Annotated in this window: 13 protein-coding genes and 2 pseudogenes; 8 read left to right on the forward strand and 7 right to left on the reverse strand. The window is 61.8% G+C overall.

From position 1 onward, the window contains the following. Positions 1 to 87 precede the first annotated feature (87 nt). On the reverse strand, positions 88 to 1032 hold the full coding sequence (locus ASD52_RS37430; RefSeq protein WP_082571836.1) for an extensin family protein: 945 nt from the start codon (positions 1030 to 1032) through the stop codon (positions 88 to 90). 295 nt (positions 1033 to 1327) lie between these two features. On the opposite strand from ASD52_RS37430, the gene ASD52_RS17650 reads away from it, so the two are divergent. The 3 genes from ASD52_RS17650 (at position 1328) to ASD52_RS17655 (ending at position 5901) form a co-directional block, all read left to right on the forward strand. Further along, a complete protein-coding gene (locus tag ASD52_RS17650) occupies positions 1328 to 3433 on the forward strand; it encodes a TonB-dependent hemoglobin/transferrin/lactoferrin family receptor (protein WP_025427975.1) in 2106 nt (701 codons plus the stop codon). A 120-nt stretch (positions 3434 to 3553) separates the two neighbouring features. After that, the gene (gene trpLE / locus ASD52_RS39375; protein ID WP_178385073.1) at positions 3554 to 3598 is read left to right on the forward strand and encodes a trpE operon leader peptide TrpLE; all 45 of its coding nucleotides are present in this window, start codon (positions 3554 to 3556) and stop codon (positions 3596 to 3598) included. A gap of 113 nt (positions 3599 to 3711) precedes the next feature. Further along, the gene (locus tag ASD52_RS17655; protein ID WP_025427974.1) at positions 3712 to 5901 is read left to right on the forward strand and encodes an anthranilate synthase; all 2190 of its coding nucleotides are present in this window, start codon (positions 3712 to 3714) and stop codon (positions 5899 to 5901) included. A gap of 76 nt (positions 5902 to 5977) precedes the next feature. Here the strand turns inward: ASD52_RS17655 and ASD52_RS17660 are convergent, their stop codons facing one another. Continuing rightward, positions 5978 to 6895: a LysR substrate-binding domain-containing protein gene (locus tag ASD52_RS17660; RefSeq protein WP_025427973.1), complete on the reverse strand. Its 918-nt coding sequence runs from the start codon at positions 6893 to 6895 to the stop codon at positions 5978 to 5980. A gap of 178 nt (positions 6896 to 7073) precedes the next feature. Here ASD52_RS17660 and ASD52_RS17665 point away from each other — a divergent pair, with 178 nt between their 5' ends. The 3 genes from ASD52_RS17665 to queF all read left to right on the forward strand — a co-directional run bounded on the left by ASD52_RS17665 (position 7074) and on the right by queF (position 10154). Beyond that, complete coding sequence (locus tag ASD52_RS17665) at positions 7074 to 8618, forward strand: MFS transporter (RefSeq protein WP_057224995.1); 1545 nt, start codon at positions 7074 to 7076, stop codon at positions 8616 to 8618. Between the two features lie 154 nt (positions 8619 to 8772). Then, entirely contained in the window at positions 8773 to 9693 is a 921-nt protein-coding gene (locus tag ASD52_RS17670) for a cation diffusion facilitator family transporter (protein WP_057206125.1), read from the forward strand. After that, positions 9690 to 10154 (forward strand): preQ(1) synthase, encoded by a 465-nt coding sequence (gene queF, locus ASD52_RS17675; RefSeq protein WP_025427970.1) that lies wholly within the window; start codon positions 9690 to 9692, stop codon positions 10152 to 10154. Before ASD52_RS17670 ends, queF begins: the two co-directional genes overlap by 4 nt. Positions 10155 to 10192: 38 nt before the next feature. Here the strand turns inward: queF and ASD52_RS17680 are convergent, their stop codons facing one another. Further along, complete coding sequence (locus ASD52_RS17680) at positions 10193 to 10771, reverse strand: HupE/UreJ family protein (RefSeq protein ID WP_025427969.1); 579 nt, start codon at positions 10769 to 10771, stop codon at positions 10193 to 10195. 244 nt (positions 10772 to 11015) lie between these two features. On the opposite strand from ASD52_RS17680, the gene ASD52_RS17685 reads away from it, so the two are divergent. Beyond that, the gene (locus tag ASD52_RS17685) at positions 11016 to 11594 is read left to right on the forward strand and encodes an ATP-dependent Clp protease proteolytic subunit (protein WP_025427968.1); all 579 of its coding nucleotides are present in this window, start codon (positions 11016 to 11018) and stop codon (positions 11592 to 11594) included. A gap of 451 nt (positions 11595 to 12045) precedes the next feature. Then, positions 12046 to 13755 (forward strand): 2-isopropylmalate synthase, encoded by a 1710-nt coding sequence (leuA, locus tag ASD52_RS17695; RefSeq protein ID WP_057205726.1) that lies wholly within the window; start codon positions 12046 to 12048, stop codon positions 13753 to 13755. Between the two features lie 113 nt (positions 13756 to 13868). On the opposite strand, the pseudogene ASD52_RS40065 reads toward leuA, so the two are convergent. The 4 genes and pseudogenes from ASD52_RS40065 to ASD52_RS17710 form a co-directional block, all read right to left on the reverse strand. Beyond that, positions 13869 to 14096, reverse strand: a pseudogene (locus ASD52_RS40065) (hypothetical protein); the annotation flags it as partial. Between the two features lies 1 nt (position 14097). After that, positions 14098 to 14348 (reverse strand): annotated as a pseudogene (locus tag ASD52_RS40070) (DUF6481 family protein); the annotation flags it as partial. A 37-nt stretch (positions 14349 to 14385) separates the two neighbouring features. Then, positions 14386 to 14610: a hypothetical protein gene (locus ASD52_RS17705; protein ID WP_025427964.1), complete on the reverse strand. Its 225-nt coding sequence runs from the start codon at positions 14608 to 14610 to the stop codon at positions 14386 to 14388. Between the two features lie 186 nt (positions 14611 to 14796). Then, positions 14797 to 15006, reverse strand: coding sequence for a cold-shock protein (locus ASD52_RS17710; protein ID WP_025427963.1), 210 nt, complete (start codon positions 15004 to 15006; stop codon positions 14797 to 14799). Between the last annotated feature and the right edge of the window lie 138 nt (positions 15007 to 15144).

The raw sequence follows: 15144 nt of genomic DNA on the forward strand, positions 1-15144 counted from the left end.
GATAAGGCGCGAAGCGGTTTTCCGTCAGGAAATGCGTGAAGCAAAACGATAGAGCGGTTCAGCGACTCCGTACAAGGCGGAAACGCTCTATCGGCAGTAACGATATCCGTTCCCGCGCTCGATCACGTCGAGATGCAGGTGCGTCTCATGCGCCGCGTCGCTGCCCGGATCGAGCACGGTCTTGAAATACAGGCAGGCCGAAGCGGTGATCGCACGCTGGAAGGCGCCGGTCATGGTGCCATCCTCGTCGCGAGGCTGGATCTCGATGGTCTTGCCGTCGCTGAGCGTGAACGAAGCGATGTCGACGGCGTTGCCGTGGGCATGCTCTGAGATCTTGCCTGTCGGGGCGTTGTTGCGCAGGCGGCAGATATAGGTGGAGGCCTGGTTCAACATCTTGGCGGTCGTACCCTTGGCAAACGCCACGTCGGCCGCCGGCTGTACTGCTTCCTTGGTCCAGCGCGCCAATGCCAACGCCGCCTCGCAGCGCATCAGCCCCTTCGGCGCCAGTTTCACGTCGGGCAACACGCTTGTCACATCAAGCGGCTTGTCGATGCCGCAGCCCTTGCCATCGTCGATCCGCTTGGCTTCGGTGAAAACGGCACCCAATGCTTTCAGCTCCGATAGGCACTTGGCGTATTCGGTCGGGTTCTCGTTTTCGACCGGCGGGTAGATGACGGGGGGCTCTTCCGCCTTGTAGTCAGTCGGCTTGTCCGTGGTCTTCTCCTCGCTGGCGGCGTCGCCCTTCTTGCCGTCGGCTCCCTTGTCGCCGTCCTTCTCAGTTTCTGTGCCTTCCGCCGGCTTCGGCTCAGGCGTTGGCGCTTGGCTGCCCTGTTGACCGCTGGGAGGCTGCTGGTCCTTGTCTTCGTCACCTTCCTTCACCCGCGTTTCCGGCTTCTTTTCAGGAGCGGGTACCGGCGCCTCGGCCTGTGCGTCCGCAGGTGGTTTGGGTAGGGGAAGGGGGCCGGTTTTGGGAAGGCTCGCGCCTGTGAGGAGCAATGTCGACAGGAAAATCAGGGGGATATGGCAACGCATGCGTTTCCTTTCACATGTCCGCGAGGGCAGGCCTCGACGGGGAGGAACGCATGGGAAGCCATCTGGTTTCATCGGCTTGATGCAAAGAGCGTTGCAGTTCGGCAACGCCCCGAATTGGGACGATCCCATAAATTGTTGGGGAGGCGTTTCTATCTTGACAATAATAGTCATGTTTTTTATGCGGCATAAATGAGGCGACGCAATGTCGCCACGTATTCGAACCCCACGCCCAGCCAGCCCCTTGAGTTCGCCGCTCAACAGCAAGCCCGGCCCATGAATTCAAAAGGATTGGTCCATGCTCAACCGGCACCGTCGCCTGGCACTTTTGGCGTGCACGACTACACTTGCTCTTTCCGCCGCCTCTGGTGCCTTCGCGCAGACCGCGACGACCGCGCCGAAGGCAAACGAACAGAATGCCGAGGCCGCCAAGAAGGGCGAGACCTTCCTTTCGCCGATCGTCGTCAAGGGCGCGCGCACCAGCGACCCCTATGCAAAGGCCGGCCCGGTCAGCGTGGTGACGACCGACCAGATCGACCTGCAGTCCGGGCTTGAAACCGATGACCTGCTGCGCGGTGTTCCCGGCACGTCGACGGCGAACAATCCGCAGAACCCGGGTGTGGCCGTCAACATTCGCGGCTTCGAAGGTTCCGGTCGCGTCAACATGATGATCGACGGCGTGCGCCAGAACTTCCGCTTCACCGGTCACGAAGCGCAAGGTCTCGCCTATTTCGACCCGGCGTTCCTGTCCGAGATCGACGTCACCCGCGGCGCCGTCACCGGTGTCGGCGGTGGCGCATTGGCCGGCTCGGTCAACTTTAGGACCTATGACATCGAAGACCTGATCCAGGACGGCAAGACCTATGGCGGCATTGCCTCCGCCACCTATGGCACCAACGGTGCCGGCTGGTCGGAATCGCTGATCGGCGCCTACCGCTTCAACGACGTCTTTTCGGTACTGGGCGGTATCAGCAAGGCCGACCCTGGCAATTACGACAACGGCAATGGCGTTCAGGTGCCCTATACCGAGGAAGACCTGCTGTCTGGCATGCTGAAGTTCGAGATTACGCCGGATGAGGATCATACCTTCAAGTTCAGCGGCATCACCTATGACAATGACTTCTTCGCCAACTCCTACTTCCAGAACGTGAAGAACCAGACGCTGGCCGCAAGCTATTCCTATACGCCAGACAACGAACTCATAGATTTCCGCGCCAACGCCTATTGGAACCGGTTGAAGATGAAGTACGACACCGACGTCAGAGGTGGCGGTACTGCCGCCGGCCGTCAGATCATCGACACCGGCAAGGGCTTCGACATCTCCAACACCTCGCTGTTCGATCTTGGTGACGTTGCGGTCAGGGCCAATTACGGCGTCGAGTATTTCCGCGATGATTACGACGTCATCAACAGCACGGCGCGGCCGAGCGGTGGTGTCAACGGTGGCGGTCGGAATGCCACGACCGGCGTCTTCAGCACGACGACCTTCACCTACGGTATCGCCGACCTGACGGCCGGGCTGCGCTACGACCACTACAGCCTCGACGGCTCGGGCGCCGTTGTCGCCGGCAACCCGATCGGCCTTCCGGCAGGTCCCTACACAGTTGACAAGTCCGATGGACACCTCAATCCGAGCATCACGCTTGCGCTCAACCCTACGGACTGGTTCCAGCCCTACGTGACCTACGCAGAGACCTCGCGCCCGCCGACGGTCAACGAAACCTTTGCCGGTGGAACACACCCGGGCTCTAGCGGTCAGTCCTTCTTCCCCAATCCGTTCCTGGAGCCTGAAATCTCCAAGGGCTGGGAAGTTGGTGCCAACTTCTCCTTCGACGGTCTGCTCGACTCCAGCGATAGCCTGCGTGTGAAGGCCAACTACTTCCACAACAGGATCGACAACTACATCACCGCGGCAATGCTTGGTGGCGGTCGCCAGATCTTCTTCGTCAACAACCCTGGCACGTCGACGGTTCAGGGCTTCGAACTGCAGGCGGCCTATGATGCAGGCTTCGTCTTCGGCGACCTCGCCTATACCTATACCGACAGCAAACTGCCATCGCAGATCAACGGTTTCGGCGTGCAGACCTACCTGCCGGACACTATCGTCAGCGCGACGCTCGGCGCCCGCTTCCTCGAAGATCAGCGCCTGACGGTCGGCACGCGCTTCTACGCGGTTTCGAGCGCCGACGTCGGTGCGATCAACCGCACGCCGCCGACCGTTCCGGGTTACGGGCTGGTCGATATGTTCGCGAACTACAAGTTCGAGAATGGCTTCGAAGTGACGGCAACGGTCACGAACCTGTTCGACAAGGCCTACACGCCGTCGTCGAGCACCATTGCCGGCAGCACGATCGACACCGGTCGCGGCCGGACCTTCCTGGTCACGGCGAAGGCCAAGTTCTGATCGATCGCAGACGAGCTCCAGTCGGAAAGGCGGCCCTTCGTGGCCGCCTTTTCTTTTGCTCCTGCGGCGGCACTTTTTCCCGCTTGCGCAAGGCTGCAACCCGCGCTAACACTTTCGCCCATGACAAATGCACGCAACATTTCGATCTGGTGGTGGGCTCGCTGAGGCGGCCTTGACCAGTCATGCGTGATTGAGACATCAAGCCGCCCGGAGATTTCGAGGCGGCTTTTTCGTATTCTGGCCGCGTGGAAAAACCGGGCTTTTACGGAGCGAGACGAATGGCAACGGTAATTCTCGAAGACGGCGCGGAAAGCTATACCACCAGGGGCGGGATCGTCGTCACCCGCAGGCGGCGCGAAGCCTCCTATGCGGATTCGATTTCAAGCTATGTCGACAGGCTGGACGAACGTCGCGGCGCGGTGTTTTCGTCCAACTACGAATATCCGGGCCGCTACACGCGCTGGGACACTGCCGTCGTCGACCCGCCGCTCGGCATTTCCTCCTTCGGCCGCTCGCTCTGGATCGAAGCCTATAACGGCCGCGGCGAAGTGCTGCTGTCGATCATTTCGGACCATCTGAAAACCGTCGCCGACATCACGCTCGGCACCTCGACGGCGACCCGTCTCGACCTGACGATCAACGCGCCCGACCGTGTCTTCACCGAGGAAGAGCGCTCGAAGATGCCGACGGTCTTCACCGTGCTTCGGGCCGTCACCAACCTCTTCCATTCGGCGGAGGATGCGAGCCTCGGCCTTTATGGCGCCTTCGGTTACGATCTCGCCTTCCAGTTCGACGCCATCGAGCTGAAGCTGAAGCGCCCGGACGACCAGCGCGACATGGTTCTGTTCCTGCCGGATGAGATCCTGGTCGTCGACCACTATGCCGCCAAGGCCTGGATCGACCGCTATGACTTCGCCAAGGACGGTGTTTCGACTGAAGGCAAGACGGAGGAGATCGCCAGCGAACCCTTCCAGACCGTCGACATCATTCCGCCGCATGGGGACCACCGGCCCGGCGAATATGCCGAGCTTGTGGTCAAGGCGAAGGAAAGCTTCCGCCGCGGCGATCTCTTCGAGGTCGTTCCCGGCCAGAAGTTCTTCGAGCGCTGCGACAGCAAGCCGTCGGAGATCTCCAAACGGTTGAAGGCGATCAACCCGTCGCCCTATTCCTTCTTCATCAATCTCGGAAACCAGGAATACCTGGTCGGCGCCTCGCCGGAAATGTTCGTGCGCGTGTCCGGCCGCCGCATCGAGACCTGCCCGATTTCCGGCACGATCAAGCGCGGTGACGACCCGATCGCCGACAGCGAGCAGATCCTGAAGCTGCTGAATTCCAAGAAGGACGAGTCCGAACTGACCATGTGCTCGGATGTCGACCGCAACGACAAGAGCCGCGTCTGCGTTCCCGGCTCCGTCAAGGTCATCGGCCGCCGCCAGATCGAGATGTATTCGCGCCTGATCCACACGGTCGACCACATCGAGGGGCGCCTGCGCGACGATATGGACGCCTTCGACGGCTTCCTCAGCCACGCCTGGGCCGTCACCGTCACCGGTGCGCCGAAACTCTGGGCGATGCGCTTCATCGAAGGCCACGAGAAGAGCCCGCGCGCATGGTATGGTGGCGCCATCGGCATGGTCGGCTTCAACGGCGACATGAACACCGGCCTGACGCTCCGCACCATCCGCATCAAGGACGGCATTGCCGAGGTGAGGGCGGGCGCGACGCTGCTCTACGATTCAAACCCGGAAGAAGAAGAAGCCGAAACCGAACTGAAGGCCTCTGCCATGATCGCAGCCATTCGTGACGCGAAATCCGCCAACAGCGGCAAGGCCGGCCGTGACGTCGCCGCCGTAGGCGCCGGCGTCAACATCCTGCTTGTCGACCACGAGGACAGCTTCGTGCACACGCTGGCGAATTACTTCCGCCAAACGGGGGCAACGGTGACGACGGTGCGCTCGCCGGTGGCCGAAGAGATCTTCGACCGGGTGAAGCCGGATCTCGTCGTGCTGTCGCCGGGACCCGGCAACCCGAAGGATTTCGACTGCAAGGCAACGATCAAGAAGGCGCGTGCCCGCGATCTGCCGATCTTCGGCGTCTGCCTCGGCCTGCAGGCGCTTGCCGAAGCCTATGGCGGCGATCTCAGGCAGCTGGCGATCCCGATGCACGGCAAGCCGTCGCGCATCCGCGTGCTCGAACCCGGCATCGTCTTCTCCGGCCTCGGCAAGGAGGTGACCGTCGGTCGCTATCACTCGATCTTTGCCGATCCGTCGAGCCTGCCGCGCGATTTCATGATCACCGCCGAAAGTGAAGACGGCACGATCATGGGCATCGAGCATACCAAGGAGCCGGTGGCAGCCGTGCAGTTCCACCCGGAATCGATCATGACGCTCGGCGGCGATGCCGGCATGCGCATGATCGAAAACGTGGTGGCGCATCTGGCCAAGCGGGCGAAGGTCAAGGCCGCCTAAGAAACGAACCGCAGACAATCAGGCGCCGCCTCCGTATCAAAGGGCGGCGCTTTCGTTGTCGGGCTGGCAGGTGCCTTCATGGGGCGCTTGGCGCGCCCGGAATTTCGCAGCGATCGGCAAACAGCCGCTCGCTGAGGAAATCGACGAAGACCCGGACCTTGGGCGAGAGGTGCCGGTTCGAGGGCCAGAGAAGGTGAAACTGGCCGGGTGCGTTGAGATGGGCGTCGAGCACCGTTTTAAGCGCGCCGTCGGCAAGCGGCCCGCGCGCCAGAAAGTCCGGCATGCAGCCAATGCCGAGACCGCTGATCACGGCGCCACGCAATGCCTCCATATTGTTGCAGGTCAGCACTGTGCACATCGGCGGCATGGTGCCTGACATGACAATCGGCCAGTCCTGCAGTTTGCGGCTGTTGGGAAACCGGAAGCGGATTGCCCGGTGACCATCGAGATCCCGTGGGCATTCGGGCGTGCCGTGATCGGCGAGGTAGCTTGGGGCGGCGCAAAGCAGAAGCCGGAACGGGCGCAGGGCTCTCGACATCAGCCGGGAATCCGGCAAATCGCCGCTGCGGATAGCGACATCGACCTCCTCATCGATCAGGTCGACGATGCGATCGTTGAAATCGAGATCGAGTTCGACTTCGGGATAGCGCTCAACGAATTCCGGCAGCACCGGCAGCAGCAGGTGATAACTGACGATCGGAACGCTGACGCGCAGGCGCCCGCGTGGAGCCGCGACGGCTTGGGCTAGCGATGCCTCGGCATCGTCTAGATCGTCGAGGACGCGACGGCAGCGCTCGTGAAACAGCCGCCCTTCCTCCGTCAGCCGGATGCTGCGTGTCGAGCGTTGAAACAGGCGAACGCCAAGCTGTCTCTCGAGATTGGTCACCGCCTTGCCAACGGCCGAAGCGGATAGGCCAAGGACCCGTCCGGCAGCGACAAAGCTGCCGAGATCGGCGGTTCGAACAAAGGCCGTCAGTCCACCCAAGCGATCCATTGCCTCTCCTATTCGAGCGTTTTTTTCCGCCAAGAGTGGAATGATGGCGGTATTTCCCAGCCATTCTGTCCAATCTATCCTCCTCAAGTCAATCGATACCCACCGACCGGCGACCGGTCGCCTCACGAAGTGCGACCGGCGGGTCCTTCCTTGCTCGAACACATCGGGACTGCAAGACATGAGAGAAAAGACCAGGAGTAGGAGCAACGCCGGACGGTTGTGCGTTCTTGTTGCTGTTTGTTGTGCGGCCGCCGCCATGCCGCTGACCTTCACCGGGCCGGCGGTGGCACTGCCCGCGATCAGCCGGACGCTGGGTGGAAGCCCGCTGGCGCTCAACTGGGTCACGAACGCCTTCATGCTGACCTTCGGCAGCACCCTGATGGCGGCGGGCGCGCTTGCCGATAGCTATGGCCGCAAGCGCATGTTCCTCGGCGGGCTTGCAGCCTTCGGCCTGTTCTCGCTCGGCCTTGCCTTCGCCAACGATATTGTCTTGTTCGACATTCTCAGGGCCTTGCAGGGTGTCGGGGCGGCGGCAGCGTTTTCGGGCGGCATGGCTTCACTGGCACAGGAGTTTGAAGAGGGGCAACGGCTGCGGGCGTTCAGCGTCGTCGGTGCGAGCTTTGGCGTCGGCCTGGCATTTGGCCCCATTGCCTCCGGCCTCGTGGTCGAGGCGCTCGGCTGGCCGGCAATCTTCCTGCTTGTCGTCGCGCTCGCGGCCTTTGCCTTTGCGCTCGGTGCCGTTTTCCTGCGGGAAACGCGCGACCCGAATGCGGGCGGCCTCGACTGGAAGGGGGCGGTGACGTTCACGCTGGCGCTGGCATTCCTGACATTTGGCATCCTGCAGCTGCCCGAGGCCGGCTGGAGCGATCCTTTCGTCCTCGCTGTGCTGGTAGCTGCGGTTGTCTTCTTCTTTGTCTTCTACCGAATCGAGCGTTCCGTGGCGCGGCCGATGCTGGATCTGTCCTTGTTCAAGTATCCGCGCTTTGTCGGCGTACAACTGCTCGCGGCGGCGCCGGCTTATGGTTTCGTCGTGCTGCTCATTCTTCTGCCGGTGCGGTTCATCGGCATCGAAGGCATGAGCGAGATTGCCGGGGGGCGGATGATGATTGCGCTCTCGGCTCCGCTGCTCCTCCTGCCGATCGCCGCCGGTCTGTTGACGCGCTGGTTTGCGCCGGCCGGCATCTGCGGGACCGGATTGCTGGTTTCAGCCGCCGGGCTTGGCTGGCTCAGCCAGTTTCCCGTGGGCTCGGCGCCGGGGCTGCTGGTCCCACCATTGCTGCTCGTCGGCATCGGCATCAGCCTGCCCTGGGGTTTGATGGATGGGCTGGCGGTCAGCGTGGTGCCGAAGGAGCGGGCGGGAATGGCGACGGGTATCTTCAGCACCACCCGTGTTGCGGGCGAAGGGATCGCCCTTGCGGTGGTGACAGCGCTTCTCTCTGTCTTCACGCAGATCAAATTGGGGTCGGCAGCCGGCGGCCACGCCGCCGATGTCGCCCAGAGGCTCGTCACCGGCAACGTGGCTGCGGCCGGCAGCATAGTGCCGTCGGTTGAGCGCCTTGCACTGCTTCAAGCCTATAGCAGCGCGTTCGGGACGCTGCTCTGGCTGTTGACGGCCATTACCACGGCAACGGCCGTGGTCGTCTTCCTGTACCTCGGCAAGGGCGCCGAAGAAGTCGAAAGCGCCGAAACCGATCTGATGCCGGGTACGATTACGGACCCTTAAAAAACGGGCAGGAGCCGAACGCACCTTTGACAAGCCGGCATCGATGGCACATATGTTTCCCATTGACCGCCTGCGCGAAATTCGCGCGGGCGGTTTTGCGTTTCAATGGGCTTGCGTTTGCAACTCGTTTGCATCTGCATGAGGAATGAAGAAGATGTCTCTATCCGATAACCGAACCGTCCTGCGGCTTGCCTTCTGGGGCATTCCGCTTTCTCTGGCTGTGCTGGGGCTGAAGCTGCTTGCCTGGTGGCTTACCGGCTCGGTGGCCCTTTTGTCGGATGGTCTTGAGTCGACAGTCAATGTGATTGCGGCGGTGATCGCCTATCTGATGATCGGCTATGCGGCGAAACCGGCGGATGCCGGCCATCCCTTCGGGCACCACAAGGCGGAGTATTTTTCCGCGGTTATCGAGGGCGTGCTGATCGTCGTTGCCGCATTGCTGATCGTCTGGGAAGCGGTGCCGGCGATGATGGCGCCGGTGATGTTGGAAGCTCCGGCGCTCGGCCTGGCGATCAACTTTGCTGCTGGTGTCGTCAACGCCATCTGGGCCTATGTGCTGATCAGCGCCGGTCGGAAGCATCGCTCGCCGGCTCTCAGCGCCGACGGCCATCATATTCTGTCTGACGTCGTGACCTCGATCGGCGTTTTGATCGGCCTTGGTCTTGCCATTGCCACGGGTTACGCGATCCTTGATCCCTTGCTGGCCGTCATCGTCGCCTGCAATATCCTGTTCCAGGGCTGGATGGTGATCTCGCGGTCGATTGACGGGTTGATGGACCGGGCGGTGCCGGCCGAGGAGGAGGAGGCGATCAAGCAGGCGATCGCCGCCAACGGCAAGGGCTCGCTTGGAGTGCACGATCTCAAGACCCGCCAGGCAGGCCCGGTGATTTTTGTGGATTTCCACATGGTCGTGCCGGAAATGATGCCGGTCGGCGAGGCGCATGATATCTGCGATCGCATCGAGGACGCGATACGCGCCGTTCACCCCGGCGCCAAGATCGCGATCCATGTCGAGCCGGAAGGTGAAAAGGCGCACGGCGTGCGCGTAAAGGTAAGTGGAGCACCACGCAAATGAGCAAGACTGACGTATCCGGCCTGTCGCAACTGGGCGCCAAGGTCGACCTGCCGCAGAGCCCCGACGAAGCGGTGCTCGAGCGCGTGCCGAGCGGCAATCAGGGCGCGGACTTCCTGGTGCGGTTCACCGCGCCGGAATTCACCTCGCTTTGCCCGATGACCGGCCAGCCGGATTTTGCCCACATCGTCATCGACTACGTGCCGGATGAATGGCTGGTGGAATCGAAGTCGCTGAAGCTGTTCCTGCATTCCTTCCGCAATCATGGCGCCTTCCACGAGGACTGCACCATTGATATCGCCAAACGGCTGGTCAGCCTGTTGTCGCCGCGCTGGCTGCGCATCGGTGCCTACTGGTATCCGCGCGGCGGCATTCCGATCGACGTTTTCTGGCAGACCGGCAAGCCGCCGGAAGGATTGTGGCTGCCCGATCAGGGCGTGCCGACCTATCGCGGTCGCGGATAAAAATGGCGGGCATGACCCGCCATTCCCCGTTCGTTTCGTCAGCCGAAGATCAGGGCCGTGCCGGCAAGTGCCGTAAGGCCGCCGAGAATGCGCGCCAGCGTGCCGCCGCCTGAGAGGCGACCAAGCGCCACGCCAAGGCCGATGCCGGCCGCGTGAAGGGCGGCGGTGGCAAGCATGAAGCCGATGGCGAAGGGAAGGGCGCCGGCGCTGCCGAGTTCGCCGCCATGGGCATGGCCGTGAAAGAGCGCGAAGAGGCCGACGACCGCAGCCGACGCGGCCGCATCGAGGCGCACGGCCATTGCCACCAGCAGGCCCAGCGCGACAACCGAGGCGAGGATCGCGGGCTCGACAAAGGGAAAATGGATGCCGGCCGTTGCCAGCGAAAAGCCGGCCGCCATCATCGCGACGAAGGCCGACGGCACGAGCCACAGCGCCCGGCCGCCGATCTGTGCGGCCCAGAGGCCGACGGCGACCATGGCCAGGATATGGTCGAGGCCGAAGAGCGGATGCGAGAAGCCGGCGGCAAACGAGCCGTGCTCATCAGGGTTGAGGTGAGCGAAGGCCGGTGCCGCGGATGCCATCAGCACGGCCGCTGCAATCAGGATGCGTCTGTTCATATCTGTCCCCATGGATCGACAGGACCTGGGAGGGAGCCCTGTCCTTGCAGTTTTTTGACCGGCTCGATCTTATTGGGCTCTGTGTCTCTGTCCATACGGCATTTGGCGGTGGCGCCGTTTACCATAGGCGCAGTGCAATCCGCTTCGCCCTTTGTCGCCCTTTCGGTTTGTTGCATTGTCTTCGCTGTCGAGTCGCATTATCTGACTTTGACAAAGAAATTCATGAGACGCCGGAGAACAACGGATGAGCGACGAGGAAGACAAGAACACCGAACTGCCCTTGGGCAAGGAAACGGAGGCGAACCTTTTCAAGTCGCGCTCGATTTTCATTTACGGCACCATCACCCAGGAGTTGGCGCAGAAGGTTTGCTCGCAGCTCGTGGCGCTTGCGTCGGCCAGCGATGACGACATCCGCCTCTTCGTCAGCTCGCCAGGCGGCCACGTCGAATCCGGCGACAGCATTCACGACATGATGAAGTTCGTGAAGCCGAAGGTCTGGACGATTGGCACCGGCTGGGTCGCGTCCGCCGGCGCGCTGATCTATGTCGGCGTTCCCAAGGAGCGTCGTCTCTGCCTGCCGAATACCCGCTTCCTGCTTCACCAACCGTCGGGCGGCACCCGCGGCATGGCTTCGGATATCGAGATCCAGGCCCGCGAAATCATCAAGATGAACGAGCGCCTGAACAAGATCTTCTCCGAAGCGACCGGCCAGACGGTCGAAAAGATCGCCAAGGATACCGAACGTGACTATTGGCTGTCGGCTGAAGAGGCCAAGAACTATGGCCTCGTCTCGCGCATCATCACCTCGGTTTCGGATATCTGAGACCGATATACCGTCGGCAACGGCGTTGAAATTGCAAAGGGCATCGGCGGCAGCGCCGGTGCCTTTTTCGTTTGGCGGGGCTCGCGCCAGAGGGATGGTCGCACTCCTCACGTTTCCGCACGGGCATGCCTTGCTCCGGTTCGGCAAGCCGTGTATAGGCTTTGTCATGACCAAGGCCAGCGCATATCGGATCGCTACGATCTCTGCCGCACACGATGACAATCGTGCGCCGCTGCACGCCTTCGCCTCGCTTCTTCTTCTCGGCCTTACTCGCGGTTGCCGGGTTCGCTGAGGAGCGCCCGGCGGCCGAAAAAGCCACGCCGGCAGATGCTCCTCGAATCCAATAGAGTTTTAGGACAAACGCGCCCGCCACGGCATTTGCCATCGCAATCCGATCCCCGATCGGTTATGGCAAAGCGGCCAGAGCGCTCAGTGATGAAGAGAAGCTGCAATGATCCAGAAATCCCATTCCATCAAGAACGGCATGCCGGAAGCGGCGGTGAAGTATCAGCCTTACCCGCAGATCACGCTCGCCGACCGGACCTGGCCGTCGAAGACCATTTCCCAGGCGCCGATCTGGTGCTCGGTCGACCTGCGTGACGGCAACCAGTCGCTCGTCGACCCGATGGGCCATGACCGCAAGGCGCGCATGTTCCAGCTGCTCCTGGACATGGGCTTCAAGGAAATCGAGATTGGCTTCCCCTCGGCCTCGCAGACGGACTTCGACTTTGCCCGCTGGTGCATCGAAGAGGGCAATGTCGCCGAAGACGTGTCGCTGCAGGTGCTGGTGCAGTGCCGGCCGGAGCTGATCACCCGGACCTTCGAGGCGCTGCAGGGCGCCCATAAGCCGATCGTGCATTTCTACAACTCGACCAGTGAGTTGCAGCGCCGGGTGGTGTTTGCCAAGGATGTTGCCGGCATCAAGCAAATTGCGACCGATGCTGCCAAGATGATCACCGACATGGCCGCCAAGGCCGGTGGCGATTTTCGCTTCGAGTATTCGCCGGAGAGCTTCACCGGCACCGAGCTGGAAGTGGCGCTGGAGATCTGCAACGCGGTCACCGCGATCGTCAAGCCGACGCCGGATAACAAGCTGATCCTCAATCTGCCGTCGACCGTCGAGATGGCGACGCCGAACATCTATGCCGACCAGATCGAGTGGATGTGCCGCAACCTCGACAATCGCGAGAGCCTGATCATTTCCCTGCACCCGCACAACGACCGCGGCACGGGCATTGCGGCGACGGAGCTCGGCCTGATGGCCGGTGCCGACCGCGTCGAAGGCACGCTGTTCGGCAATGGCGAGCGCACGGGCAATGTCGACGTGGTGACGCTGGCGCTGAACATGTTCACGCAAGGCGTGGACCCGCAGCTGGACTGCTCCGACATCGAGCGGATCAAGGAAGTCTACGAATATTCCAACCAGATGGTGATCCCCGAGCGCCATCCTTACGTCGGCGAACTGGTCTACACGGCCTTCTCCGGCTCGCACCAAGATGCGATCAACAAGGGCATGAAGGCGATCAAGACCGCCAACAAGCCATTGTGGGAAGTGCCTTACCTGCCGATCGATCCGCGTGACGTCGGCCGCTCCTACGAGGCGATCATCCGGATCAACTCGCAGTCGGGGAAGGGCGGCATCGCCTATATCCTGCAGGAAGACTACGGCATCAACCTGCCGCGCAACCTGCAGGTGGAGTTCCGCGAGGACATCCAGCACATCACCGACGAAGAAGGCAAGGAGCTACCCTCCAAACGCATCCATGAACGCTTCATCGAGCGTTATGTCGAGCAGCCCGGCGCGCGCATCAAATTCGTCGATCACAACACCTATCCGGTCGGCGAGCACAAGGGCGTGCGTGTGGTTTCGGCCGAGATCACCGACAACGGCGAGCTCAAGCGCATCGAGGGCAAGGGCACCGGTCCGATCGACGGTTTCATTAACGCGCTGTCGATCTATCTCGGCGTCGATCTCTCGGTCGCCGACTATTCCGAGCATTCGCTGCAGCACGGCTCGAACGCAGCCGCCATCGCCTATGTCGAGATGGAGCACCCTGATGGTAAGCTGTTTGGCGCCGGCATCAACACCAACATCGTTGCAGCCTCGCTGGAAGCGATCGTCTCGGCTGCCAACCGCGTGTTGGAAATGAAACGTAGCTGATCATCAAACGCCGCGCGCCCTGAGGACGCGCGGCGTTTTCGATCGGTACTTGACGCTACCCTCAATCACGGCTCGCCATGGTGGGGGCTTCAAAGTCCATTTGCGGGCTGCGGTTAAGCCTGCCGCGCCTTGCGGTTGGCGTAGCGCCGGTCGCGCTCGGCCTTGCGGGCAGCCTCGTCCTCGATCACGCGTGAAATGCGGTTCTTGTCGGCGGCTTCGCGCGCTTCGGCCTCAGCTCTTGCRGCAGCCGTGAGTGCCGCCTCGCGCTCAGCGGCCTCGGCCTGCAAGCGCTCGCGCTCCTCATTCTTTACCCGTTCGCGTTCGATGCGCCGCTCTTCGCGNGCAGCCGTGAGTGCCGCCTCGCGCTCAGCGGCCTCGGCCTGCAAGCGCTCGCGCTCCTCATTCTTTACCCGTTCGCGTTCGATGCGCCGCTCTTCGCGGGCTGCAGCGACCGCCTGACGCTCGGCCTGGCGGGCGAGTTCGGTCGGTTCTGCGGCTTCCTTTGCCGCGCGGTAGGCTTCAAGAAGCGCTTTCTTCGCATCGGCCGCGGCGCTGCGACGGTCGGTGAGTTCACTGTTTCTGATGTTTCTCAAGTCTCTATTCCAGTTGAGGTGTCACCCTGACTGAAAGTCAGGTTTTTCTGACGCGTTTCGAAGCGGGGGCGGCAGCCGCCGCCAGGCGGTCCTGCAATTCCTTCGCCAGCCGCGCTTCGCGCAGACGCAGGGTCTTCTCTTCGCGAGCCTGGACGATGGAGTCGAGTTCTTCAACGGCGCTGTCGCGGGCAAAGAACTGCGATTGCTCTTTGGCAAAGGCGATCTCGGCCCGCTGGCGCGATTTGTTGTGTGTCTCTGTCATGGGATATCCCCGACTTTGGCGCGCGTCTACGGTGTTGCACGTCACTCCCGATGCATAATGCAGTTGCGGGATCGTGCAGTCGGCGCGCGGAAATAAAAAAGGCCAGGCATGTTGCCTGACCTTGATGGGTATCATGCTCTCGACAGTGCCAGTACATCCGTGGTCAAGGGAGAGCCCGATACCGATTTAGGCTGCCTGCAGATTGCAGGCAGACATCTTGCCCGACTTGTTGTCGCGCTCCATGTCGTAGGCGATCTTCTGGCCTTCGACGATTTCGCGCATTCCAGCACGCTCGACGGCGGAGATGTGGACGAATGCGTCCGGACCGCCGTTGTCAGGCTGAATGAAGCCGAAGCCCTTGGTGGAATTAAACCATTTAACTGTGCCAGTGGTCATGATGAACCCTTTCATAGCATATTGAATGACCGCCGCGCACAAGCGCTGCGGATGAAGATAGCGATTTTTGAAAGGAAGGTTCGTCAGGGCGCAGTTGCTAAATGCGCGGTAACCAAAGTTCAGCAAGCAAATATCGAT

The organism is Ensifer sp. Root142 (genome assembly GCF_001426785.1).
Classification (GTDB): Bacteria; Pseudomonadota; Alphaproteobacteria; order Rhizobiales; family Rhizobiaceae; genus Ensifer; species Ensifer canadensis.